This is a genomic window from Streptomyces sp. NPDC058650 (genome assembly GCF_042717315.1).
Classification (GTDB): domain Bacteria; phylum Actinomycetota; class Actinomycetes; order Streptomycetales; family Streptomycetaceae; genus Streptomyces.
The window spans coordinates 80,485-103,768 of the sequence record NZ_JBHXRL010000013.1 but is presented as its reverse complement, the minus strand read 5'-3'; the positions used below and the strand labels follow the sequence as shown (position 1 = coordinate 103,768).

General features: G+C 72.0%; 18 protein-coding genes. 4 read left to right on the top strand and 14 right to left on the bottom strand.

Going from position 1 to position 23,284, the window contains the following annotated elements; genetic code table 11:
• Positions 1–99 precede the first annotated feature (99 nt).
• The 4 genes from ACFWWU_RS23220 to ACFWWU_RS23205 form a co-directional block, all read right to left on the bottom strand.
• Complete coding sequence (locus ACFWWU_RS23220) at positions 100–870, bottom strand: NUDIX domain-containing protein (protein WP_384147735.1); 771 nt, start codon at positions 868–870, stop codon at positions 100–102.
• A gap of 109 nt (positions 871–979) precedes the next feature.
• Positions 980–3,055: a glycogen debranching N-terminal domain-containing protein gene (locus ACFWWU_RS23215; RefSeq protein ID WP_384147734.1), complete on the bottom strand. Its 2,076-nt coding sequence runs from the start codon at positions 3,053–3,055 to the stop codon at positions 980–982.
• Positions 3,056–3,170: 115 nt separating this feature from the next.
• Positions 3,171–4,544 (bottom strand): DUF4192 domain-containing protein, encoded by a 1,374-nt coding sequence (locus ACFWWU_RS23210; RefSeq protein WP_384147733.1) that lies wholly within the window; start codon positions 4,542–4,544, stop codon positions 3,171–3,173.
• Between the two features lie 162 nt (positions 4,545–4,706).
• On the bottom strand, positions 4,707–6,866 hold the full coding sequence (locus ACFWWU_RS23205; protein ID WP_384147732.1) for a RecQ family ATP-dependent DNA helicase: 2,160 nt from the start codon (positions 6,864–6,866) through the stop codon (positions 4,707–4,709).
• 377 nt (positions 6,867–7,243) lie between these two features.
• On the opposite strand from ACFWWU_RS23205, the gene ACFWWU_RS23200 reads away from it, so the two are divergent.
• A complete protein-coding gene (locus ACFWWU_RS23200; protein ID WP_384147731.1) occupies positions 7,244–7,873 on the top strand; it encodes a hypothetical protein in 630 nt (209 codons plus the stop codon).
• Between the two features lie 162 nt (positions 7,874–8,035).
• Here the strand turns inward: ACFWWU_RS23200 and ACFWWU_RS23195 are convergent, their stop codons facing one another.
• The 3 genes from ACFWWU_RS23195 to ACFWWU_RS23185 form a co-directional block, all read right to left on the bottom strand.
• Positions 8,036–8,650, bottom strand: a complete 615-nt coding sequence (locus tag ACFWWU_RS23195; RefSeq protein ID WP_384147730.1) for a hypothetical protein — start codon at positions 8,648–8,650, stop codon at positions 8,036–8,038.
• A 106-nt stretch (positions 8,651–8,756) separates the two neighbouring features.
• Positions 8,757–9,467 (bottom strand): ribonuclease HII, encoded by a 711-nt coding sequence (locus tag ACFWWU_RS23190; RefSeq protein WP_384147729.1) that lies wholly within the window; start codon positions 9,465–9,467, stop codon positions 8,757–8,759.
• A 118-nt stretch (positions 9,468–9,585) separates the two neighbouring features.
• A complete protein-coding gene (locus tag ACFWWU_RS23185; protein ID WP_384147728.1) occupies positions 9,586–10,212 on the bottom strand; it encodes a TetR/AcrR family transcriptional regulator in 627 nt (208 codons plus the stop codon).
• Between the two features lie 144 nt (positions 10,213–10,356).
• Between ACFWWU_RS23185 and ACFWWU_RS23180 the strand changes: the two genes are divergently transcribed.
• Positions 10,357–11,910: an MFS transporter gene (locus ACFWWU_RS23180; protein ID WP_384147727.1), complete on the top strand. Its 1,554-nt coding sequence runs from the start codon at positions 10,357–10,359 to the stop codon at positions 11,908–11,910.
• 242 nt (positions 11,911–12,152) lie between these two features.
• Here the strand turns inward: ACFWWU_RS23180 and ACFWWU_RS23175 are convergent, their stop codons facing one another.
• The 4 genes from ACFWWU_RS23175 to ACFWWU_RS23160 all read right to left on the bottom strand — a co-directional run bounded on the left by ACFWWU_RS23175 (position 12,153) and on the right by ACFWWU_RS23160 (position 15,332).
• The gene (locus tag ACFWWU_RS23175; protein ID WP_384147726.1) at positions 12,153–13,064 is read right to left on the bottom strand and encodes an ADP-ribosylglycohydrolase family protein; all 912 of its coding nucleotides are present in this window, start codon (positions 13,062–13,064) and stop codon (positions 12,153–12,155) included.
• Positions 13,065–13,076: 12 nt separating this feature from the next.
• Positions 13,077–13,736: a histidine phosphatase family protein gene (locus ACFWWU_RS23170; RefSeq protein ID WP_384147725.1), complete on the bottom strand. Its 660-nt coding sequence runs from the start codon at positions 13,734–13,736 to the stop codon at positions 13,077–13,079.
• A 117-nt stretch (positions 13,737–13,853) separates the two neighbouring features.
• Positions 13,854–14,459, bottom strand: coding sequence for a YdbC family protein (locus ACFWWU_RS23165; protein WP_384147724.1), 606 nt, complete (start codon positions 14,457–14,459; stop codon positions 13,854–13,856).
• A 42-nt stretch (positions 14,460–14,501) separates the two neighbouring features.
• Complete coding sequence (locus ACFWWU_RS23160) at positions 14,502–15,332, bottom strand: arylamine N-acetyltransferase (RefSeq protein ID WP_384147723.1); 831 nt, start codon at positions 15,330–15,332, stop codon at positions 14,502–14,504.
• 142 nt (positions 15,333–15,474) lie between these two features.
• Here ACFWWU_RS23160 and ACFWWU_RS23155 point away from each other — a divergent pair, with 142 nt between their 5' ends.
• Positions 15,475–16,005: a TerD family protein gene (locus ACFWWU_RS23155; RefSeq protein WP_384147722.1), complete on the top strand. Its 531-nt coding sequence runs from the start codon at positions 15,475–15,477 to the stop codon at positions 16,003–16,005.
• 359 nt (positions 16,006–16,364) lie between these two features.
• Here ACFWWU_RS23155 and ACFWWU_RS23150 read toward each other — a convergent pair whose 3' ends face one another.
• A complete protein-coding gene (locus ACFWWU_RS23150) occupies positions 16,365–19,259 on the bottom strand; it encodes a vitamin B12-dependent ribonucleotide reductase (protein WP_384147721.1) in 2,895 nt (964 codons plus the stop codon).
• Between the two features lie 172 nt (positions 19,260–19,431).
• Positions 19,432–19,941: a transcriptional regulator NrdR gene (nrdR, locus tag ACFWWU_RS23145; RefSeq protein ID WP_384147720.1), complete on the bottom strand. Its 510-nt coding sequence runs from the start codon at positions 19,939–19,941 to the stop codon at positions 19,432–19,434.
• A 449-nt stretch (positions 19,942–20,390) separates the two neighbouring features.
• Here nrdR and lexA point away from each other — a divergent pair, with 449 nt between their 5' ends.
• A complete protein-coding gene (gene lexA / locus ACFWWU_RS23140) occupies positions 20,391–21,179 on the top strand; it encodes a transcriptional repressor LexA (RefSeq protein ID WP_024754934.1) in 789 nt (262 codons plus the stop codon).
• An 85-nt stretch (positions 21,180–21,264) separates the two neighbouring features.
• Here lexA and ACFWWU_RS23135 read toward each other — a convergent pair whose 3' ends face one another.
• A complete protein-coding gene (locus tag ACFWWU_RS23135; protein WP_384147719.1) occupies positions 21,265–23,241 on the bottom strand; it encodes an ATP-dependent DNA helicase in 1,977 nt (658 codons plus the stop codon).
• Between the last annotated feature and the right edge of the window lie 43 nt (positions 23,242–23,284).

Here is a 23,284-nt window from a genome sequence, read left to right as displayed (position 1 = left end):
CCGCTCCGCGGCAGGGCGGCGCTACCGCAGCAAGATAACGCTACATTTCGGACTTTCGGCGCAGGTTTGGCGCCCTGGGGCGCCGGACGGCCGGGTCGGTCAGACCTCGGGGCGCAGCATCGGCGGGTTGAGGAGCGTGGCCCCACCTGCCCTGAAGAGCTGGGCGGGACGGCCCCCCTGACGGGTCGTGGTGCCTCCGGCGGGGACCAGGAAGCCGGGCGTGCCGGTCACCTTGCGGTGGAAGTTCCGCGGGTCGAGGGCGACGCCCCAGACGGCCTCGTACACGCGCCGCAGCTCCCCGACGGTGAACTCCGGCGGACAGAACGCCGTGGCCAGGGAGGAGTACTCGATCTTGGAGCGGGCCCGTTCCACTCCGTCGGCGAGGATCTGGGCGTGGTCGAAGGCGAGCGGCTCGGCTCCCCCGCCCACAGCTCCGTCGCCCCCGGCCTCGCCGAGCAGCTCCCCGACCGGTTCCCAGCGGGCGCTGTTCGCGTCTCCGCCCGCCCGCGGCGCGGGAAGGTCCGGCGCCAGCGCCAGGTGCGCGACGCTGACCACCCGCATCCGCGGGTCGCGGTCGGGAGCCCCGTACGTGGCCAGCTGCTCCAGGTGCGCGCCGTTGCCCGGTACGGGCGGCGGGTCGCCCGGGTCGTGGGCGTGGAGTCCGGTCTCCTCGACGAGCTCACGGGCGGCCGCGGCGCCGAGGTCCTCGCCCTCGCGGACGAAGCCGCCGGGGAGCGCCCACCGCCCCTGGAACGGCGGTTCCCCTCTCCTCACGATCAAGGTGCAGAGCGCGTGGCGCCGCACGGTGAGCACGACCAGATCGACGGTGACAGCGAAAGGCGGAAAGGCCGACGGGTCGTAGGGAGACATGCCGCGATCATAGTCGTCTCCCTGACGATAAACACGCGTCGCGGAAGGATCGGCGACGACTTCTTCGCCGCGCCGCGAAGCTTCCGTCGTGTCTGCGCCCGGCATCCCGTCACACCCCCAGTTGAAGGCCCTCTGCGGCCTCCTCGACCATACCGAGACCGAGCCTGCCGACCCGCACGGCGAAGGGCTCGCCCGCCACGACGAGTCCCGAAAGACGGATCGCTCCCAGCGGGGCCGAGGGCATGGGGTGCACCGCCACGGAGCGCCCCGGCGCATCGGGGCGGATCCCGGCGAGGGCGACGAGCGCCTGGACCGCGCCGGCCGCCGCGACGGCCGCCGGCCTGCACGCGGCCGGGTGCGGCACCGGACGCCCTCCCGCCGTCCGCTGCTCCCCCGCGTACATCTCGGGGAGCCGGTAGTCGAAGGCCGCCGCCGCGTCGAGCAGCCCGCGGAGCAGGGACGCGGCCTCCTTCTCGTGGCCGGTGGCGGCGAGGCCGGCCACGGCGACCGCCGTCTCGTGCACCCGGACCGCGCCGGCCCGGTGTCCGAAGGGGTTGTGGCCGGCTTCCTTGGTCCCGAGGCCGCGCAGCCCCCAGCCGGAGTCGAGGGCCGGGGTGGCGAGCAGTCTGGCCACCTGCTCGGTCTCCGCCCGGTCGAGCAGGCCTTGCGCGTACCGGCCGCCGCCCAGCAGTCCGGTGTCGAGCAGGTGTGCGGCCCAGCCGCCCAGCTGGGACCAGGTCCGGCCGTCAGGCGCGCGGGCGACGGCAGGCCTGCCCCCCGCCCGGTCGTCGAGCCAGAAGTCGCGCCGGAACCGCTCGCGCAGTGTCCGTGCCCCCTCGCGCAGGTCGTCGCCCCCGGGCCTCCCGCAGGCGTCGAGCAGGTCGGCGCCGAGCAGAGCCGCACGGTACGCGTGCGCCTGGGTCTCGGCCCGCCAGGGCCCGGCGGGCCCCGGGTCGGGCACGAAGCCGCTGTGGCCGACCGTACGGCGCAGCCAGCCCAGGCATCGCTCCGCCACCGGAAGAAGCTCCTCCAGGTCCGCGGCGGGCAGCCCCCAGCGGCGGGCCTCCGCGAGAACGGCGGGAAAGGCGAGCGTGGCCTCGATGCCCGTGCAGCGGGGCGGAAGGTGCGGGCCCGCGTCCCTGAGGGGGCCGGGGAGACGACCGGACTCGGGCCCGGTTCCCTGGAGTTGGGCGCGGCCCAGCGCACGCAACGTGGTCGCGGCCAGCCGGGTCCCGAGAGGCAGGACCATGCGGGCAGCCCAGAGCGCCTCGGCGGTGACCGGTCCGCAGCGCCAGGGGACGCCGGCCGCGAGATGGACGTCGGCGGGGTGGGCGGGGTCCCGCTGGAGCAGGGCCCGCAGATCCTCGACGGAGGCGCGAAGCAGCTCGCCCGGGCGCGGGTCGTCACCCTCGGCCCACGCCTCGGCGATGAGGTGGCCGCCGGGCCGCCCTCCGCCGGCCCCCGAGGAGGCGGCGGGCCCGGCCGCCCGGTCGCCGCGCACCTGGAGCCGGATCGTGAACGGCGCTCCGGGCGCCAGTTCGGCCTCCCACCGCAGGACGCCCGCCGCCGCCAGGGAGTCCATGGGCGGCGGGTCCGCGGTGACGGCGACGGATCGTCCGTCGCCCGCGGTCCAGCGCAGTCCGGTGCCGTGGACGCTCGCGGCGAGTTCGGGTCCCGCCCTGCCGGACGCCACCGCGCCCAGGTCCGCGAGATCCGTGCCCAGAGCGATCTCCACGGGGAGGCGGAGGAGGCGGGGGGTCGCGTTGCGCAGGGTGATGCGCTCGGCTCCGTCGGCGCCTCGCGAGCGCTCGACGGCGAGCCCGGGATCGGGTCCCGCGTCCCCGGGGACTCGCAGGACTCCGAGGAAGACGGCCCGGTCGGCGGCCGCCATCCGCCCCTGGAGCGGGAGGGGTTCGCGCCCCGCCACCCGCAGGACGCAGCGGGACAGGAGCCGTCGGCCCGCCGCGTACACGCCCTCGGGTCCGTCTCCCGTGAGCTGGCCGTGCTCGGCGCAGACGGCGAGGGCGGGCAGGGCGACGCAGAGGAGCGCGCCGTGCACCGAGGGCAGTTCGCCCGGCCGCACCGCGCGTGGGGGCGCGGCACCCACGCCGGACGCGGGTCCGTGCGCGGGTCCCTTCGGGTGTCCTGCGGGGCGCCCGGGGGCCGGGACGGGGCTGAGGGCCATGGCGGGTGTGGGGTGCTCTCTGTGCGGTCCGGGCGGCCGGCGGGGCGTCGGCGGCACGGTGCGTCCGACTCCGCCAGAGACGTGAACGCGCGCGCGGGCGGCCGGGTCACGGTCGTCATCGGCCGCTCCTGCTGCCGCGCTGCCCGCCGTGGCGCGGGGCGCTGGTCCTCGGCCTGCCCGTGGCCGGGCCGCTCGGCCGGACTCCGGCCGGTGCCCCGCGGTCCCCGCCGGTCTGCCGTCCGGGCTTCCTGAGGCTCTGCCGGGCGCTTTGGGGGCGGGCGGCGGTCCGGGTCCTGACCCGCCGGGTGGACGCGGGAGCGGCCTGCTCCGCCGCGCCGCGGGTGTCCCGCTCGCTCCTCAGGCAGGAGCGCAGCGACTCGGGGTCCAGCCCCTCGTTGCAGGCCTGGTGCAGCAGTCGGGCGAAGACGTACTCGGGATCTGCGTCGAGGGCGAGTCCCAGGGCGACCCGGGCGGTCGGTTCGTCGCCGGTGGACCAGGCCGCCCAGCCCGCGAGGGTGAGCGGCGCGGCGGCGTGCTCCTGGTAGGGGGTGACGCAGCGGCGGGCCAGGACGCGCCAGAGCCGTAGGGCGGCGGTGCCCTCCCAGCCCTCCATCCATTCGGCCGCGCGGTCCCGGGTGGCCCGGTCCTGGAGGCCCAGGATGAGCGCGGCCGCCTCCTCCGTACCGATCAGGGCGTCGTCGGCCGCCTCGGCCGCCGCCACCCCGCCGGAAGGCTGCCTGCGGGCCGCCGGGTCGGCGAACCGCCGGAGGATCTCGCGGGCGGTTCGCAGCGTCGTCTCGCGCACTTCTTCGCGTCCCTCGCCGGGCGGACCTTCGAGGATCCGGGGCACGATCGCGGCGGCGGCCGCGTCGAGGGCGGCGCGTTGCGCTTCGTCCGCGGGCGTGCCGTGCGGCTTGAGCCGGGCCTCCATGTCCCGGAGCGAGCCTCGTACCTGGATTCCGGCGTAGGCGGCGGTCGCCGCCGCCACCGAGGTGCCGGCGAGCCCCATGGGCGTGCCGCCGGGCGGGCAGCACCGCTCGTTGGGGCAGCAGTAGGAGAAGTAGAGCCCGTCGGAGATGCAGAGGGCTTCGAAGACGGGGATGTCGAGGGCTCCGCAGGCGGTGCGCAGTCGCTGCGCGAAGGGGCGAAGCCGCTCCATGACCCTGCTGCCCGTCTCGCCGGGCTCCGGGTCCTGGCACAGGAAGACGACGATCCCGTCCGGTCGGTCGCCGTTCCGGTCGCCGCTCTCGACGAGGCATTCGGCGAGGTGGTCCGCGGTGGACGCCCATTCGCGGGGTGAGCGCGGGATACCGAGCCTGACCCGGCCGCCGAAGCGGCCGCGCTCGCCGTGGAGTCCGACCAGGACGACGGAGTCGGTGGGGTGGAAGCCCAGCATGAAGGGCAGGGCGTCGGCCAGTTCCGCCGGACCGCGCAGGGTGATCCGCGGGGCACGGGAGGGGATGCTGGATTCGTGGTGATTCGCGTTCATGGTCACGACGGTCTCGTGATCTCCCGAATCCCGAAAGCCCTGTGGATAACTCCGGAGCGTGACACCCGCGGCCCCGTGGAGTTGTCCACAGGGCCGACGTCGCGGCTGCTCCGAAACCCCTATGCTCGTGACCGTTTGACGGTGCGTGAGGGGTTCGCGGGGTCAGCCCGAGGCGGCGAGCACCAGCGGAAGCACCTGTTCGGCACCGGCCTGGCGGAGCAGGCGGGCGGCGACCGCGAGGGTCCAGCCGGAGTCGGTGCAGTCGTCCACGAGCAGGACGGGGCCGGGAGTTGCCGCCAGCGCGCCCGCCAGGTCCTCCGGGACGGCCAGGGCACCGGAGAGTGCCCTGAGGCGCTGGGCCGAGTTGCTGCGACGTGCCGCGTGCGCGCCGTTCGGATCGGTGTACGTCAGGGTGCCCAGGAAGGGGAGGCGCCCGATGGTCGCGATGCCCTGCGCGAGGGAGCCGACCAGCTGCGGGCGGGTCAGGGACGGCAGGGCGACGACGCCCACCGGCCGGGCGGACGCGTCCGGGACGTTCGGCGCCCAGCCGCCCGGGGAGCGCGCCCAGTCGGCGAGGACGGCCACCGCGGCCCTGAGGACGTCGTCGGGGACCGGACCGTCGGGTGTGGCGTCGGCGAGCAGCGGGCGCAGCCTGTTCCCCCAGCCGATGTCCGAGAGCCTCCCCAGGGCGCGGCCCGTGGAGCACTGCTCTCCGGCGGGGATGCGCCCCTTGAGGTTGACGCCCAGCGCGGGCATGCCCGTCGGCCACATCCGGCGCGGCTCGACCTCCACGCCCGGGCGGTCCAGCTCCTTCGCCGCTCCGGTCAGCGTCTCGGTGGAGACGGAGGAATCCGCCCAGGGCCCCGCGCAGTTGTCGCAGCGGCCGCACGGGACGGCCCCTTCGTCGTCCAGCTGACGGCGCAGGAACTCCATCCGGCACCCGGAGGTGCTCACGTAATCGCGCATGGCCTGCTGCTCGGCGGCCCGCTGCCGGGCCACCCACGCGTACCGCTCGGCGTCGTAGGTCCACTGCCGGCCGGTGGAGGTCCAGCCGCCCTTCACCCGCTTGACGGCCCCGTCCACGTCCAGGACCTTCAGCATGGTCTCCAGCCGGGTGCGGCGAAGATCCACCGCCGCTTCCAGAGCCGGTACGGACAGCGGCCGTCCGGCGTCGGCGAGGGCCGAGAGGGTCTGCCTGACCTGGGCTTCGGGCGGGAAGGCGGTGTCGGCGAAGTAACGCCAGATGGCCTCGTCCTCCTTGCCCGGGAGCAGGAGGACGTCGGCGTGCTCGACCCCGCGTCCCGCGCGGCCGACCTGCTGGTAGTAGGCGATGGGGGACGACGGCGACCCCAGGTGCACCACGAATCCGAGGTCGGGCTTGTCGAAGCCCATGCCCAGCGCCGAGGTCGCGACCAGCGCCTTGACCCGGTTCTCCTGGAGGTCGACCTCGGCCTGCAGCCGGTCGGCGTTCTCCGTCCGGCCCGTGTAGGAGGCCACCGTGAAGCCGCGCTGGCGCAGGAAGGCGGTCGCCTCCTCAGCGGCGGCCACGGTGAGGGCGTAGATGATCCCCGACCCCTGGAGCTCGTCCAGGTGCTCGGCGAGCCAGGCCATGCGGTGCGCGGCGTCCGGGAGCCGGACCACACCGAGGCGCAGGCTCTCCCGCTCCAGCGGGCCGCGCAGCACGAGGGCCTCGCCGGCCCCGGTGCCCAGCTGCTCGGCCACGTCCGCGGTCACGCGTGCGTTGGCCGTCGCGGTGGTGGCCAGTACCGGCACCCCGGGGGCGAGCTCGGCGAGCATCGCCCGCAGCCGGCGGTAGTCGGGCCGGAAGTCGTGCCCCCAGTCCGAGATGCAGTGCGCCTCGTCGACCACGAGGAGACCGGTCGTGGCCGCGAGCTTGGGCAGCACCTGCTCCCGGAAGTCCACGGAGTTGAGGCGCTCCGGGCTGACGAGGAGAACGTCGGTCTCGCCGCGCTCGACCTCCTCGTAGATGGTGTCCCACTCCTCCGGATTGGCCGAGTTGATCGTGCGCGCCTGGATGCCGGCACGCGCCGCCGACTCGACCTGGTTGCGCATCAGGGCCAGCAGCGGCGAGATGATCACCGTGGGGCCCGAGCCGCGCCGCCGCAGCAGAGCGGTGGCGACGAAGTACACCGCCGACTTGCCCCAGCCGGTCCGCTGCACCACCAGCGCCCGCCGGCGCTCCTCCACCAGGGCGGCCACCGCCTGCCACTGGTCTTCCCGCAGCCGCGCCGAACTTCCCGGCGCACCGACGAGCTCAGCGAGGATGGCATCGGCTTCGGCACGGAGCTCCTGGTTGTCCATGCCCCCATGCAACCCGATGGCACGGACAATCGCCCAACTCACGCAGCGTGATACTCCGCTCGCACGCTGCTCGACCGCCGTGCGAGCGGTCGGAGGCAGCCTGAGACGGAAGGAAGGTTTCCGCAGAGGCTCGCGCCCCCGGCGGTGAAACAGGAGGGGAAACGGGGAGTGAACAATGGGCAACTGGGCAGGGATATGAAAGGCATACCGTCGCATTCCCGTCAGTGACTTCAATTGCTCATTGCCGCTCGCGCACGGGCCAAGCAAGAATTGGGAAACCGCCCCGCACGGCCCGTCAGCGGCCTGGAAGGACCGTGCCGTGGTGCGCCCTCACCCGACCTTGCCCGCCGCGCGGGCGCGCATCCGAAGGGAGGACCGTGACCCTCGGATTCGCTCCGTCCACAGCCACCTCGACCACATCGTCGCCCGAGTCCGCCAGCCGCCTCTCACGGACACTCGAACCGGCCGAGTGGGCCGCGGCGGGAATCCCCCTGCTCGGCAATCCGCGTGAGGTCGTCAGCGGCCTGCATTCACGTCATGCCCCCACACCCTCGACGGCGGTCGTTGCGGTCCTGGACCACGAGGAGCGGCTCACCGCCAGCGCCTCATTCGTCCGCCGCCCCATGCCCCCCGACGGCTGGGAGTTCCGCAACGCGCTCCTCGCGCACCTGCGGCGCGTCCTTCCGCACGATCTCCGGCGCCGTGCCCCGGTACGGACAGCGGTCCTGCTGTACTGCCGCGAGGGCGACGAGCGCTGGACGGAGGAGGACGGAGCCTGGATGTGGGGGCTCCGGGACGCCTGCACGTTGCACGGCCTCCGCTGCGGCGCGTACATCACGCTGACCCGCGGCGGCTGGCAGGTGCTCGGCGAGGGGCGGGGAGGCCGTCGGCCCAGCTCCGACTCGCACCCGGTCCCTCTCGGGAGCGAGTCGGCCGAACTGGGCCACCTCACACCGAGAACGGCGAGCGGCGCGTCCGAACCCCTGCGCCGGGCCGCCGCACGCTGACGACGGCACAGCAGAGCGATAACGGCCGAGCACGCACCGACGCCACACGCTGACACGGCCGTACGACGCCGTAGTGGACGCCCCGCCCGCCGGGCCGGTCTTCGGCACGGCGGGCGGGACGGTCGGTCGGCGGGCGGGACGGTCAGCGGCGGGTCGGGACGGTCAGACGCCGGCGCCGACGAGCGCCGCGACGCGCTCCGGATCGCCGCAGACGATCAGCAGCGCACCCGCGCGGGCCATCGCCAGCGGCAGGGCCCGGGCAGCGGTCTCGTCACCGCCGTTGACGGCGACGATCACCACGGGCCGGACGGCAGCCCGCTCGACGGCGGCCGCGTCCGCGAAGAACACGTCGTCGCCGGTGTCCTGCTGAGCCCAGTAGGCGGCCTCGCCGAAGGTCAGCTCGTGCGCCGCCCACGGGTGCTGGTCGCCGGTGGTCAGCACCAGGACGTCGCCGGGTGCCCGGCCGCTCTCCAGGAGCAGGTCCAGGGCCTCCTCGGCAGCGTCCAGCGCACCGTCGGCCGGGGCCGCGATCACCTGGAGCTGCGGAGTGGACCGCTGGTCGGAACGATTCTCCGAACCGGTGGCCGGAGATCGCCCGGCACCGGGGTGCGGGCGCGGGGCCGGCGGCGCGGGCCTGGCCGGGCCGGGGCCCGGGTGTCCGGGACGCGGAGAGGCCGCGGAACGCGGGCCGGGTACGGGACGGGGGGTCGACGCGGTGGTGGCGCGGGGACCCTGGGCGCTCTCGTGAATCTGAGGCTCCTCGGGGGTGAGAGGCATGGGTGGATATCTATCAAACGCCGCTGCACGAGGCATCGGCGGGTGGGCACACAGGTGCGCCCCGGCTGCTCGGACGGCCCTGGAGAAGGGTTCGGCAGCCGGAAGTTCAGAAGTCGAAGCCGAGTTGGCCCCCGCTTTCCAGCGCGGCCGCCTCCGCGGAGAGACGGACCTTTTTGAGGTGACGCCACTGGGGCAACGCGTCCAGGTACGACCAGGAGAGACGGTGGTACGCGGTGGGCCCGAGCTCCTCCAGCGCGGCCTTGTGGACCGGCGAAGGGTAGCCCGCGTTCGCCGCGAAGCCGAACGCGGCACAGCCCTCTGCGGCGCTCCCGAGCTCCGCCATGACGGTGTCCCGACGGACCTTGGCAATGACGGAGGCGGCGGCCACGGCGACGCAGGACTGATCGCCCTTGATCACCGTGCGGACCTGCCAGGGGCCGCCGAGGTAGTCGTGCTTGCCGTCGAGGATCACCGCGTCCGGCCGGACGGGAAGCCCTTCGAGGGCCCGGACCGCCGCGAGCCGGAGCGCCGCGGTCATCCCGAGTTCGTCGATCTCCTCCGGGGAGGCGTCGCCGAGGGCGTACGCCGTGACCCACTGCTCCAGCTCCGCGGCCAGCGCGGTACGGCGCTTGGGGGTGATCAGCTTGGAGTCGGTGAGTCCGGTGGGCGGCCGGCGCAGCCCTGTGACGGCGGCGCACACCGTGACGGGACCGGCCCACGCCCCGCGCCCGACCTCGTCGACTCCGGCGACGATCCTGGCGCCGGTGGTCGCTCGGAGCGATCGCTCGACAGTGTGGGTGGGAGGTTCGTACGGCATGGCGCCAGCCAGGTTACGCCGCCCGGTGCCGCCTGCGATACCCGGATTCCCCTCAGGCCGGCCTCGGGCTGTTCTCAGACCGGCGTCGGGCCGATCTCAGGCCGGCCTCGGGCTGCTCTCAGGCCGCCCCGACGCGGAGCAGCGGCATCATGACCCGGTCGATCATGTCGGCGATCTCGCGGTCCGGCCATTCGCTCCCGCACACTTTGGAGCGGTACATCATCAGGGCGGGGACCACGTCGAGCACCAGGTCGCCGATCGCGTCGGCCCGCACGTCACCGCGCTCGATTCCGCGCCGCAGCACGTCCTTGAAGAGCCGGGTCGAGGGTTCGGTCACGCCCGCGACGATCAGGTCGTGGAACCTCCCCGCGGACTCCGCGTCGCATTCGTGAAGGACCGCGCGCAGGGCGAGGCCGGGCTTGGAGAACATCACGTCCCGGACCCGGAGACACAGCGCGTACAGGTCCTCGCGGACGCTCCCGCGGTCCGGCGCCTCGTCGAGCGTCGGCAGCCCGGCCTGGAGGGCGTCCGCGACGAGGTCTTCCTTCGACGGCCAGCGCCGGTACACCGCGGCTTTGCCCGTCTGCGCGCCGACCGCGACACCCTCCATCGTCAGACCGTTCCAGCCGACGCTGCCCAGCTGTTCGAGCGTGGCCTCCAGAATGGCCCGTTCCAGCACCGGGCCACGGCGTCGCGGAGACGCCCCCTCCGGCCGGGCGGCGGCCGTGGAGCGCGAAGTAACCATCAGGATCTCTCCGTTGAGCAAGTCGGTCGGGACGAGTCGGGACGCGGCAGTACCCAGTGAACGGTTGCGTTCACTGAGGGGGACTCACTACCGTGGAGAACAGTGAACGGGTGCGTTCACTAATTCTTCCGTGGGGGATCCATAGTGACAACTTCTCCGGTGGACACACAGACCAAGAACGGCCCTGCTCGCGCCGGAGGGCGGCCGGGTATCGCCCTGGCCGTCATCGCCGCCTGCCAGCTCATGGTCGTTCTCGACGCCACCATCGTGAACATCGCGCTGCCGCACATCCAGGACGCGCTCTCCTTCTCGACCACCGACCTCTCCTGGGTGCTCAGCGCCTACACGCTCACCTTCGGCGGGCTGCTGCTCCTCGGCGGACGCGCGGGAGACATCCTGGGGCGCCGCCGGGTGTTCATGGCCGGCATCCTCGTCTTCACCTTCGCCTCCCTGCTCGGCGGCTTCGCCCAGGAGCCCTGGCAGCTGCTCGCCGCACGCGCCTTGCAGGGCGTCGGAGGCGCCATCGCCTCGCCGACCTCGCTCGCGCTGATCACCACGACGTTCCCCGAAGGGCCGGAGCGCAACCGCGCGTTCGGCGTGTTCGCCGCCGTGTCCGCCGGTGGTGGCGCGATCGGGCTGCTCGCGGGCGGCATGCTCACCGAGTGGCTCGACTGGCGCTGGGTCCTCTTCGTCAATGTCCCGATCGGCCTGCTGATCGCCTACCTCGCCCCGCGCTACATCGCGGAGTCCGAGCGCCACCCCGGCCGTTTCGACATCGCGGGCGGCATGACCTCGACGCTCGGCATGGCGGCGCTGGTCTACGGGTTCATCAGCGCGTCCGAGAAGGGCTGGAAGGACCCGCTGACCGTCGGCTCCTTCGTCGCGGCCGTGGTCCTGCTCGTGGCCTTCGCCGTCGTGGAGTCGAGGGCCAAGGAGCCGATCACCCCGCTCCGGATGTTCGCGGAACGCAACCGCTCGGGCACGTACGTCATCATGCTCAGCCTGTCGGCCGCCATGTTCGGCATGTTCTTCTTCATCGTCCTGTGGGTCCAGGACGTCCTCGGGTACAGCCCGATCCAGTCCGGTCTCGCCTTCCTGCCGGTGACGGTCGCGATCGTCACGGGCGCGGGGCTCGCGCAGCGGCTGCTGCCGGTCCTCGGGCCGAAGCCGTTCATGGTGGGCGGCTCGGCGATCACCGGGATCGGCCTCTTCTGGCTGACGTTCATCACCTCGGACAGCAGTTACGCCGGCGCCGTCCTCGGCCCGATGGTCCTGTTCGGCTTCGGCATGGGCCTCAACTTCGTGACGCTCACACTCACGGCCGTCTCCGGGGTGGCCCCGCACGAGGCGGGCGCCGCGTCGGGTCTGCTCAATGCCACCCAGCAGGTCGGCGGTTCACTCGGCCTGTCCATCCTGGTCACGGTCTTCGGCACGGCGAGCCGCGAGGAGGGCCAGAAGCAGGCACCGGGCTTCCTGGCGACCGCGACGCCCGAGCAGCAGGCGGAGTTCGCGAAGACGCACGAGCTGCCCGCGCCCTGGGGCCATGAGGTGCTGACCTCGGGCATCGCCTCGGCCTTCACCGCCGCCGTAGGGATGGTGCTGATCGCGCTGGTCACGGCGGTCCTGGTGATCAGGGTCCGCAAGAGCGACCTGGAGGCCCTGAGCGGCCGGGCGGAGGCGGCCGGACCGGTGGCCTGAGGCGGGACCGTACGCCCGCCTGATCCGGCTCGTACCCCAGCCTGACCCGGCTCGTACGCCCGCCTTACCCGGCTCGTCCCCGGCCTTACCCGGCTCGTATGCCCGCCTGAGCGCGTCTGTACGCGCCCCTGACGCGTCCGTACGCCCACCTGGACACACATCGTCCTGAACGGGGTCCACAGGCCTCCGAGTACGCCGATGTCCCCCGGGCCCCGACACGGGCCCGGGGGACATCGCACACGTCAGACAGCCGTCCCGTCCGGGACCCACCCCGGAAGGTCCTCGGTCTGCCGCAGCCACTCGGCAGGCGGAGCCCCGTACGCCGCGGAGGCCACGACGCCGCCGGCGATGGCACAGGTCGTGTCGACGTCGCCGCCGACCTGCGCGGTCGTCCAGAACATCCGCTCGAAGTCGCCCAGGGCCCGCGCCGCCGACCAGAGGGCGAAGGGCACGGTGTCGTGCGCGCTGGTCCGCCGGCCGCTGCCGAGCACCGCGGCGACCGTGCCCGCGTCCCCGTAGTCGAGCATGTCGCGCGCCCGACGCAGGCCCGCCCCCACCGCGCTGCGCGGCACCAGCGCGACGACCCCGTCGAGCAGCGCCTCGGGTGTGGGCGGTCCGGCCGGGTCGGCGGCGAGGGCGGCGGCGGCCGCCACGGCCATCGCTCCCACCACGGCCTCGCGGTGCTGGTGTGTCGTGTACGCGGAAATCTCGGCCTGGTGCGTCGCCTGCTCCGGATCGTCGGCGTACCAGGCGCCGAGCGGGGCGATCCGCATCGCGGCGCCGTTGCCCCAGGACCCCTGCCCGTTGAAGAGGGCGGCGGACAGCTCCCGCCAGTCTCCGCCCTCCCTGATGAGCCGGAGCATCCGGTTGACCGCCGGACCGTAGCCCCGGTCGAAGTCGTGGTGGTGCGCGAAGGACAGGGCGAGCGCGTCCTGGTCGATGCGGTCATGGCCGACGAGGACGGCGAGGACGGAGCAGGCCATCTCGGTGTCGTCGGTCCACTGCCAGGGGCCGGGCGGCAGCTCGCGCCGCTTCAGCAGGGGGTAGTGGGCGGGTACGAAGAACTGGGAGCCCAGGGCGTCTCCCACGGACAGCCCGCGCAGGCTGGCCAGGGCGCGGTCGAAGCGCCGGTCGAGTGAGGAGTCAGCGGTCATCGCTCAGCCACTCTATCCGGTGTGCCCGTACGGTTCCGGGGTACGCCAGCGTGCGAACGGCCTGTCCAGCCGGTATCTCCCGTCCTCGCCCAGCAGGAGCGTGCGGCTCTCGGCGTTGCCGGGGTTCGACAGGGACTCGAAGTCCGCGACCGTCCAGTGGAACCAGCGCATGCAGAACAGGCGCATGGTCAGTCCATGGGTGACGAGGAGGACGTTCGGCGGGTGGTCGGGGGCCTCGAAGCTGCGGTAGAGGCTCTCCAGGAAGGCCCCGACCCGGTCGTAGACGTCCGCCCCGGACTCGCCCTGGGCGAAGCGGTAGAAGAAGTGCCCGTACGCGTCCCGGTACGCCTTCTGCAGGCGTACGTCCTCCCGTTCCTGCCAGTTGCCCCAGTCCTGCTCCCGCAGACGCGGCTCCTCCCGCACCCTCATCTGCTCCCGGGGCAGCCTGAAGGCCCGGAGGGTCTCATGGGTGCGGCGGTACGGCGACACGTAGACGCTGACCTGTTCGTCCCCGAACAGCTCCCGCAGCCCCTCCCCCGTCTCCTCCGCCTGCCGCCACCCGGTCTCCGTGAGGCGGAGCGCGTGATCGGGCTCGCGTTCGTACACCGTGTCATCGGCATTGCCCTCGGACTCTCCGTGCCGTACGAGAACGATGCGCCGCGGTCGTGCCATACCCCGACCCTAGATCGAGGGCGCGTGGCGGGCTCGGCCGAGTCCCCTGTCGGAGCCATCCGGAGTTAGGTCCAGGCCTCCGGTCCCGGCGTAAGGATCCGGCGGAGCCGTGCGCCCTCAGACCGTCCAGGCCGCGTCGAGCTGCACCACGTCGCCGGTCAGCGCCGCCACGTCGGCATCGGTCTTGGCGCGCAGACCCAGCCGCTCGACGCGCTCCACCCGGTACTTGCCGTGCTCCGCGGCGGAGCGCCACATCGACAGCACCAGGAACTCACTGCCCGGCGCCTCGCCGAACAGGCCCCGCAGCATGCCGGGGGACCCGGCCATCGCCGGGTTCCACACCTTCTCCTGCATGAGCGCGAAGTGCTCGGCACGGTCCTCGTGGACGCGGCAGTGCGCCACCCGTGCCACGTCGGCGTCGCCGAACTTCGGCTCGAACCCCGTCTTCACGTCGAAACGGTGGTCGAACAGCTTGACCTGGATGTCCTTGTACGTGCCCACCTGCGAGGCCGCCAAACGATCGTGCGACCGCGCCATGAACGAGTCGTAGAAGGCCCGGCTCTCCCAGAACGCGAAGATGTGGGCGACGTCCGGCCGAGCCCGGCTCCACCCGCCGCCCTGGCCCCGGAATCCCGGCTCACCGAGCAGCCCCGCCCATTTCCGCTGTCCCCGCTCGAACCCTCGACGGTCCACCACGGTGCAGCGAATCCACTTGACCAGCACCGCGCCATCGTACGGGCCTTGGGGGCGCCCCGGCAGTGCGCGTCAGACTCCCACCGGGTGCAGTCGCTCCAGCCCGGCGCGCTCCTCGTCGTCGATCTCGATGCCGAAGTCATCCTCCAGGACCGCCGCCAGCTCCCCGACGGTCACCACTCGTTCCTCGGTGGCACCGTCCGTACGGACACTCGTCAGCGTCTCGCGCACCAGCGCCCTCCGCACCTCGGCCCCGGGCCGCTGCGCCACGACCTGGCCGAGAAAACGCGATTCCGGGTGGCTGGAGCTGAAGTGGTTCATGACCGTGAAGTCACCCGGGTACAGGGTCTGCGGAGAGAACGCGTACAGATCGGTCCAGCCGTGCGGACGCAGGGAACGCAGTACGTGGATGCCCTCGTCCTCGGTCTCGATGCCGAACGTCCAGCCGTCCTGCTCCACGCGGGCGCCGTCCCGCAGGGGAACCGGCTCCAACGGCCCCTGCCAGCCGAACCCCACGTCGGCGAGCCACTGTTCGCCCTCCGCCTCGACGACCAGCAACGCGTGGGTGACGGGCAGCAGCGCCCCACCCCGCGTACGGTTGCGGGCTCCGCGCCCGGCCACCGGGAAGCCGATCCGCTCCAGTGCCGCCGCGAGGAGCGAGTTCTGTTCGTAGCAGTAGCCGCCCCTGCGGCGGCGGACGAGCTTGGCCTGAAGGCTCGGCAGGTCCAGGGGGACCTGCCGCCCGAGGGCCACGTCGAGGTTCTCGAACGGAACGGACCGGACGTGCGCCCGGTGTACCGCGGTCAACGTTCGACGATCGGTGGCGAGTTCCCCGTCCCGTCCGATGTCGTAGCCGATTCGAGCCAGATAGGCGTCGAGATCCAGCTCGTCACCACTCCACAAACCGCTCTCCCCCTCCACCGTCGGGTCCACTGTCGTAGGCCCATGACACCATGAGCAATCTCCCCGCGACCACGGGCTTTTGAGCGTGGCGGGGGCGACGGTCGAGGCGTACGCGGAGGCGTGCGTGGAGAGGGGAAGCACCGTGAGCGGACTCAACAAGGGCGTGGCGAGGGTCGAGGTGACGCTCAAATGGGACCCTGCCCCGACCGGTGCGCCGGCCCACGACCTGGATCTCGTCGCCGGCGTCTTCGCGGCCGACGACCCACACGGGTCCCCGGTCTACCTGGTGCACTTCGGCAGCCGCTCCCCCGACGGCACGATCACGCTCCACCGTGACAGCCGTACGGGGCAGGGCTTCGGCTACGACGAGGCGATGACGCTCGAGCTGGACCGGCTGGCACCCCGCTACGCGCGCGTGGTGGTGGGCGTGACCGTGCAGCAGGCCGGCGGCAGGCTGACCTTCGGCGACATAGCGAGCACCGGCATTCGGGTCCGCGAGGGGTACACCGACCTTCTGAGCCACGACTTCACGGACGTGTCGGGCGCCCTGTCGGCGACGGTCGTGGAGTTCACCCGGGACGGTGCGGACGGCTGGTCGTACCGCGCGATCAGCCGGGGCTTCGACGCCGACCCGAGATCCTTCGCGAAGGTCCTCGGTTCCACACCGGTCTGACGAGCGTGTGAAAGAGGGTGCCGACCGACGGCCGACACCCTCTTTCGCACTCGCCGTACCGGCCGGGGCCGCGAGGCCCTCCCGTGCCGTGCCACACCGCAGCAGCCACGACCGGACGGACGGGTGATCCTCTCTGGGCGACACGACTGGAACAGCGTGGTCGGGGTGCCGGGCAGTCCACTCCCGGGCGACTCGCTCACAGGCGGGCGGACAGCTCGATTCTCTTGATCATGCCGGGAAGCCCGCCACCACCATGCCCTCCGCGACGCGCCTGGCGTCACCAACGCCGAGGGCGGTGGCTCCGGAAAACCGGAACCACCGCCCTGACCAGGGATGTCACCCCTGGGCTATGCCGTGAATCAGCTGCAGCCGCTGGTGGAGCCGCAGCCCTCGCAGATGTAGCAGGAGCCGGCGCGCTGCATCTTCGTACCGCAGGAGAAGCAGAGCGGGGCGTCGGCGCTGATGCCGAGCTGCATCTCGACGAGCTCCGCCGAGGTGTGCGCCGTCTTCGGGGCCGGGATCTCGGCCTGCGGGGCCGGGGCCGGGACGGCCTTCAGCTCCTGGGCGCGGGGCGCGGACTGGGCCAGGGCCTCGACGTCGACCTCGTCGTCCTCGGCCTGCTCGTACGAGCCGGTGTCGAGGTGGCGCTGACGCTCCTCGGCCGAGTGGATGCCGAGGGCGGAACGCGTCTCGAAGGGCAGGAAGTCGAGCGCCAGGCGGCGGAAGATGTAGTCGACGATCGACTGCGCCATCCGCACGTCCGGGTCGTCCGTCATGCCGGCCGGCTCGAAGCGCATGTTCGTGAACTTCGAGACGTAGGTCTCCAGCGGAACGCCGTACTGCAGACCGACGGAGACGGCGATGGAGAAGGCGTCCATCATGCCGGCGAGGGTCGAACCCTGCTTGGACATCTTCAGGAAGACCTCGCCGAGACCGTCGTCCGGGTAGGAGTTGGCGGTCATGTAGCCCTCGGCGCCACCCACGGTGAAGGAGGTGGTGATCCCCGGGCGACCCTTGGGCAGACGCTTGCGGACCGGACGGTACTCGACGACCTTCTGGACGGCCTCGCGGATCGTCGCCTCGGACTTCGCGGTGACCTCGACCTTCTCCTCCTCCTTCTTCTTGGCGGAGAGGGGCTGGCCCACCTTGCAGTTGTCGCGGTAGATCGCGAGCGCCTTGACGCCCATCTTCCAGGCCTCGTAGTAGACCTCTTCGACGTCCTCGACCGTGGCCGTCTCCGGCAGGTTCACGGTCTTGGAGAGGGCGCCCGAGATCCACGGCTGGATGGCGGCCATCATGCGGACGTGGCCCATCGCGGAGATGGAGCGCTCGCCCATGGCGCAGTCGAAGACCTCGTAGTGCTCGGTCTTCAGGCCGGGGGCGTCGATCACGTTGCCGTGCTCGGCGATGTGGGCGACGACCGCCTCGATCTGCTCCTCCTGGTAGCCCAGGCGGCGCAGGGCCTGCGGGACGGTGCCGTTGACGATCTGCATCGAGCCGCCGCCGACCAACTTCTTGAACTTGACCAGGGCGAGGTCGGGCTCGAGGCCGGTGGTGTCGCAGGACATCGCGAGACCGATGGTGCCGGTCGGGGCGATGACCGACGCCTGGGCGTTGCGGAAGCCGTTCTTGGCGCCGAGGCGGACGACGTCCTGCCAGGCCTCCGTCGCGGCGGCCCAGATCGGCGAGTCCAGGTCGTCGAAGCGGACGGCCTTGGTGTTCTCGTCGGCGTGCTGCTGCATGACGCGCTGGTGCGGCTCGGCGTTGAGGGCGTAGCCGTCGTACGCGCCGACGACCGCGGCGAGCTCGGCGGAGCGCTTGTACGAGGTGCCGGTCATCAGGGAGGTGATGGCACCGGCGAGGGCGCGGCCGCCGTCGGAGTCGTACGCGTGGCCGGTCGCCATCAGCAGGGCGCCGAGGTTGGCGTAGCCGATGCCGAGCTGGCGGTAGGCGCGGGTGTTCTCGCCGATCTTCTCGGTGGGGAAGTCGGCGAAGCAGATGGAAATGTCCATCGCGGTGATGACGAGCTCGACGACCTTGGCGAAGCGGTCGATCTCGAAGGACTGGTTGCCCTTGCCGTCGTCCTTGAGGAACTTCATGAGGTTCAGCGAGGCGAGGTTGCAGGACGTGTTGTCCAGGTGCATGTACTCGCTGCACGGGTTCGAGCCGTTGATGCGGCCGGACTCGGGGCAGGTGTGCCAGTGGTTGATCGTGTCGTCGTACTGGATGCCCGGGTCGGCGCAGGCCCAGGCGGCCTCGGCCATCTTGCGGAAGAGCGACTTGGCGTCGACCTCCTCGATGACCTCGCCGGTCATCCGGGACGTGAGGCCGAACGTGCCACCGGACTCGACGGCCTTCATGAACGTGTCGTTCACGCGGACGGAGTTGTTGGCGTTCTGGTACTGGACGGACGTGATGTCGTCGCCGCCCAGGTCCATGTCGAAGCCCGCGTCACGGAGGGCGCGGATCTTCTCCTCCTCCTTGACCTTGGTCTCGATGAAGTCCTCGATGTCGGGGTGGTCGACGTCGAGGATGACCATCTTGGCCGCGCGACGGGTCGCGCCGCCCGACTTGATGGTTCCCGCGGAGGCGTCGGCGCCGCGCATGAAGGAGACCGGGCCGGAGGCGTTGCCGCCGGAGGAGAGCAGCTCCTTGGAGGAGCGGATGCGGGAGAGGTTCAGGCCGGCGCCGGAGCCGCCCTTGAAGATCATGCCCTCTTCCTTGTACCAGTCGAGGATGGACTCCATGGAGTCGTCGACGGCAAGGATGAAGCAGGCGGAGACCTGCTGGGGCTGCGGGGTGCCGACGTTGAACCAGACCGGCGAGTTGAAGCTGAAGATCTGGTGCAGGAGGGCGTAGGCCAGCTCGTGCTCGAAGATCTCGGCGTCGGCGGGGGACGCGAAGTAGCCGTACTCCTCGCCGGCCTTGGTGTACGTCTTCACGATCCGGTCGATGAGCTGCCTGAGACCGGTCTCGCGCTGCGGGGTGCCGACGGCCCCCCGGAAGTACTTGCTGGTGACGATGTTGACCGCGTTCACCGACCAGAAGTCGGGGAACTCGACGCCACGCTGCTCGAAGTTGATCGAGCCGTCGCGCCAGTTGGTCATGACGACGTCACGACGCTCCCAGGCCACCTCGTCGTACGGATGCACGCCAGGGGTGGTGTGGATGCGCTCGATACGCAGGCCCTTGCTCGCCGACTTGGCTCCCTTGTTGCGGGAACCACGTGCCGGGCCGCTCGCCGTCTCTGTCATGCCGCCTCCCATATACGGGCAAAACACACTTTGGCACCCAGAAAGTCCCAGGGCACCGTCTTCTGTACGTCTTTCGGTACTACTGCCACGAGGACCGCACAGGTCACCCGGGGCACATCTGTCGGGCCGCTCGGCGGCCGATCGCCGGGCCGTGGTCGGCCCGGACCGCCGATCAGTCGGCGGCGGTGGCGGGAACGGGGACCTCAGGGGTCGCACCGGTCCCGCGGTTCTCAGCGGGAGACCGCTCACGGAGGTCCGCGATGGCGGTCTCGAAGTCTTCGAGGCTGTCGAAGGCCTTGTACACGGACGCGAAGCGCAGGTACGCGACGAGGTCGAGCTCCTGCAAGGGACCGAGGATGGCCAGACCCACGTCATGAGTGGTCAGCTCGGCGCTCCCGGTGGCGCGCACCGCCTCCTCGACCCGCTGGCCGAGCTTGGCGAGGGCGTCCTCGGTGACCGGTCGCCCCTGGCACGCCTTGCGCACGCCCGAGATGACCTTGGTACGGCTGAAGGGCTCGGTGACACCGGACCGCTTCACCACCATGAGCGAACACGTCTCCACCGTGGTGAAACGGCGGGAGCAGTCGGGGCACTGACGGCGGCGTCGGATCGACGTCCCGTCGTCGGTGGTGCGACTGTCGACGACACGGCTGTCGGGGTGCCTGCAGAAGGGGCAGTGCATGGCTTCCGACCCTCCCTCACGGCACGACTGATGAGCCTCGCCCGGCCGTCAAGACCCTGCGAAGCGACCTCCAGCATAGGCGATGTGGACGCCCCCAGCAGACCGGGGACCACTACCCCTGGGCGGTCGGTGTCATCCAACCACTAGATCTTGGGTTAGGGGCGATTCCGCCCCTTGCGCGTGTCGCGGATCGCCCGCTCCCGCACTTCCGGCCTCCCGGGTGCGACACTGGGAGGGCACACCCGATGCCCGCGGCCCAGCGGCGAAGGCTACCGTAATGACCGAATTGGGTTCGCGGGGCACTGCGGAGTGACGGTACTCATACACCCCTACACATGCCCACGTAAGGCAATCTGCGAATTTTCACTCGAACGTGTGTTTGGCGCAACCTTTCGAAAGCCACTACCGTTGTGCCAGCCAGGGAGACAAATTCGAGAGGGGCCGACGACGTGACCACCACCGCAGACAGTGCCACCATCACCGCCCAGGACCGCTCCCAGGGCCGACTCGAGCCGGTGCATGCCATGAATGACGCAGCCATGAACGGCGAGGAGCCCGGGCGCCCCGCCCGAGCCCTTCCCGGGCGACCTCCAGGCATCAGGGCCGACAGCTCCGGCCTCACCGACCGGCAGCGCCGGGTGATCGAGGTCATCCGCGACTCGGTCCAGCGGCGCGGCTACCCGCCGTCGATGCGCGAGATCGGCCAGGCCGTGGGGCTGTCCAGCACGTCGTCGGTGGCTCACCAGCTCATGGCGCTGGAGCGCAAGGGCTTCCTCCGCCGTGACCCGCACCGCCCCCGGGCGTACGAGGTGCGCGGCTCGGACCAGCCGAGCACGCAGCCGACGGACACCACGGGCAAGCCCGCCGCGTCGTACGTCCCCCTCGTCGGCCGGATCGCGGCCGGTGGGCCGATCCTGGCCGAGGAGTCCGTCGAGGACGTCTTCCCGCTGCCCCGGCAGCTGGTCGGCGACGGCGAGCTGTTCGTCCTGAAGGTCGTCGGCGACTCGATGATCGAGGCCGCCATCTGTGACGGCGACTGGGTCACCGTCCGCCGCCAGCCCGTCGCGGAGAACGGCGACATCGTCGCCGCCATGCTCGACGGCGAGGCCACCGTGAAGCGCTTCAAGCGCGAGGACGGGCACGTCTGGCTCCTCCCGCACAACGCGGCGTACCAGCCCATCCCCGGCGACGAGGCCACCATCCTCGGCAAGGTCGTGGCGGTGCTCCGGCGGGTGTGACGCTCACCGCCGGCTCTGACCGGGCCCCGGGACCCACTGCGCCGGTCCCGGGGCCCTGCCGTGCGTGGAAACGCACGGCAGGGAATCAGTCGCTCGCCGCCGCCTTCGACGCCGCGTCGATCGCCGCCAGCGACTTCCGCACCTGGTTGCGGTCCGTGGTGTACCAGAAGTCGGGCAGCGAGGCCTTGAGGTAGCTGCCGTACCGCGCCGTGGCCAGTCGGGGGTCGAGCACCGCGACGACACCCCGGTCGCCCGTCGCCCGGACGAGCCGACCGGCGCCCTGGGCCATCAACAGAGCCGCGTGCGTGGCCGCGACCGCCATGAAGCCGTTGCCCCCGGCCTCCTCTACCGCCTTCTGGCGCGCGCTCATCAGCGGGTCGTCCGGCCGCGGGAACGGGATCTTGTCCATGACCACCAGCTGGCAGCTGGCACCCGGAACGTCCACGCCCTGCCAGAGCGACAGCGTGCCGAAGAGGCAGGTCTTCGGGTCGGCGGCGAAGTTCTTGATCAGCTCACCGAGGGTGTCCTCGCCCTGGAGCAGGATCGGCAGCTCCGGATTCCTGCTCCGCAGCTCCTCCGCCGCCTGCTGCGCCGCCCGCATCGAGGAGAACAGGCCGAGCGTGCGGCCGCCGGCGGCTTCCATCAGCTCGGCGAGCTCGTCGAGCATGTCGCCCCGCTCGCCGTCCCGCGCGGGGCGGGACAGGTGTTTGGCGACGTACAGGATGCCCTGTTTCGGATAGTCGAACGGGGAGCCGACGTCGAGGCCCTTCCAGACGGGCAGATCGTCCCCCGTGGTGCCCTCGGGAGCGAGGCCGAGCGAGGCCCCGACCCCGTTGAAGTCGCCGCCGAGCTTGAGGGTGGCCGAGGCCAGGACCACGGACCGCTCCGTGAAGAGCTTCTCCCGGAGGAGACCGGAGACAGTCAGCGGCGCGACCCGCAGGGAGGCACCGAAGCGGTCGTGCCTCTCGTACCAGACGACGTCCCACTCCGAGCCCTGGGTGATCCGCTCCGCCACGCCGTGCACGGTCTCCACGGAGGCCATGGCTTGCTTGCGGACGGCGTCCTCGTCCTGCACGGACCGGTCCCGGGTCGATCCCAGGGCCGTGATCACGGCGCGGGCCGCGTCGCGCAGCGCCATCAGCGCGTAGGCGAGGTCCTCCGGGATCGCCTCCAGGCGGCCCGGCAGCGCGAGCTCCATGACCCGCTCGAAGCCCTCGGCGGCGGTCTGCAACTGGTCGGCGACCTTCTCGTCGACGAGCTTCGCGGACCGGCGCACGGCGCGGTTGACCTGGCCGGGGGTGAGCTCGCCGGTGGCGACACCGGTGACCCGGGAGACCAGCTCATGGGCCTCGTCGACGATCAGCACCTCGTGCTGCGGGAGCACCGGGGCGCCCTCGATGGCGTCGATGGCGAGCAGCGCGTGGTTGGTGACGACGACATCGGCGAGCTTGGCGCGCTCGCGGGCCGCCTCGGCGAAGCACTCCGCCCCGTACGCGCACTTGCTCGCGCCCAGGCACTCCCGGGAGGAGACCGAGACCTGGGCCCAGGCCTTGTCGGAGACGCCCGGGGTCAGGTCGTCCCGGTCGCCGGTCTCGGTCTCGTCGGACCAGTCGCGGAGGCGCAGCAGGTCCTGGCCCAGCTTGCTGGTGGGCGCGGCCGCCTCGAAGGGGTCGAAGAGGCCGTCCTCCTCGTCCTGCGGGACGCCTTCGTGGAGCCGGTGCAGGCAGAGGTAGTTCGACCGGCCCTTGAGCATGGCGAACTGCGGGCGGCGGCGCAGCTGCGGATGCAGCGCGTCGACCGTCCGGGGAAGGTCGCGCTCGACGAGCTGGCGCTGGAGCGCCAGGGTGGCGGTGGCGACCACGACCCGCTCCCCCTGGGCCAGCGCCGGCACGAGGTAGCCGAGCGACTTGCCCGTGCCGGTTCCGGCCTGGACGAGGAGGTGGGAATTGTCGTCGATGGCCTCGGCCACGGCCTCGGCCATGGCGACCTGGCCGGGGCGCTCCGTGCCGCCGACGGCGGAGACGGCGGCGTGGAGGAGGTCGGGGAGGGATGGCTTCGTCATAGCGCTTCCAGCCTACGGGGCGACACTGACAGCCCGGTCACAC

Excerpts from the sequence above, each read along its gene's own strand:
- ACFWWU_RS23175 (WP_384147726.1), bottom strand. The coding sequence starts at position 13,064 with ATGACCGCTGACTCCTCACTCGACCGGCGCTTCGACCGCGCCCTGGCC.
- ACFWWU_RS23210 (WP_384147733.1), bottom strand. The coding sequence starts at position 4,544 with ATGAACGCGAATCACCACGAATCCAGCATCCCCTCCCGTGCCCCGCGG.
- ACFWWU_RS23205 (WP_384147732.1), bottom strand. The coding sequence starts at position 6,866 with ATGGACAACCAGGAGCTCCGTGCCGAAGCCGATGCCATCCTCGCTGAG.
- ACFWWU_RS23150 (WP_384147721.1), bottom strand. The coding sequence starts at position 19,259 with ATGACAGAGACGGCGAGCGGCCCGGCACGTGGTTCCCGCAACAAGGGA.
- ACFWWU_RS23170 (WP_384147725.1), bottom strand. The coding sequence starts at position 13,736 with ATGGCACGACCGCGGCGCATCGTTCTCGTACGGCACGGAGAGTCCGAG.
- ACFWWU_RS23185 (WP_384147728.1), bottom strand. The coding sequence starts at position 10,212 with ATGGTTACTTCGCGCTCCACGGCCGCCGCCCGGCCGGAGGGGGCGTCT.
- ACFWWU_RS23190 (WP_384147729.1), bottom strand. The coding sequence starts at position 9,467 with ATGCCGTACGAACCTCCCACCCACACTGTCGAGCGATCGCTCCGAGCG.
- ACFWWU_RS23215 (WP_384147734.1), bottom strand. The coding sequence starts at position 3,055 with ATGGCCCTCAGCCCCGTCCCGGCCCCCGGGCGCCCCGCAGGACACCCG.
- ACFWWU_RS23220 (WP_384147735.1), bottom strand. The coding sequence starts at position 870 with ATGTCTCCCTACGACCCGTCGGCCTTTCCGCCTTTCGCTGTCACCGTC.
- ACFWWU_RS23135 (WP_384147719.1), bottom strand. The coding sequence starts at position 23,241 with ATGACGAAGCCATCCCTCCCCGACCTCCTCCACGCCGCCGTCTCCGCC.
- ACFWWU_RS23195 (WP_384147730.1), bottom strand. The coding sequence starts at position 8,650 with ATGCCTCTCACCCCCGAGGAGCCTCAGATTCACGAGAGCGCCCAGGGT.
- nrdR (WP_384147720.1), bottom strand. The coding sequence starts at position 19,941 with ATGCACTGCCCCTTCTGCAGGCACCCCGACAGCCGTGTCGTCGACAGT.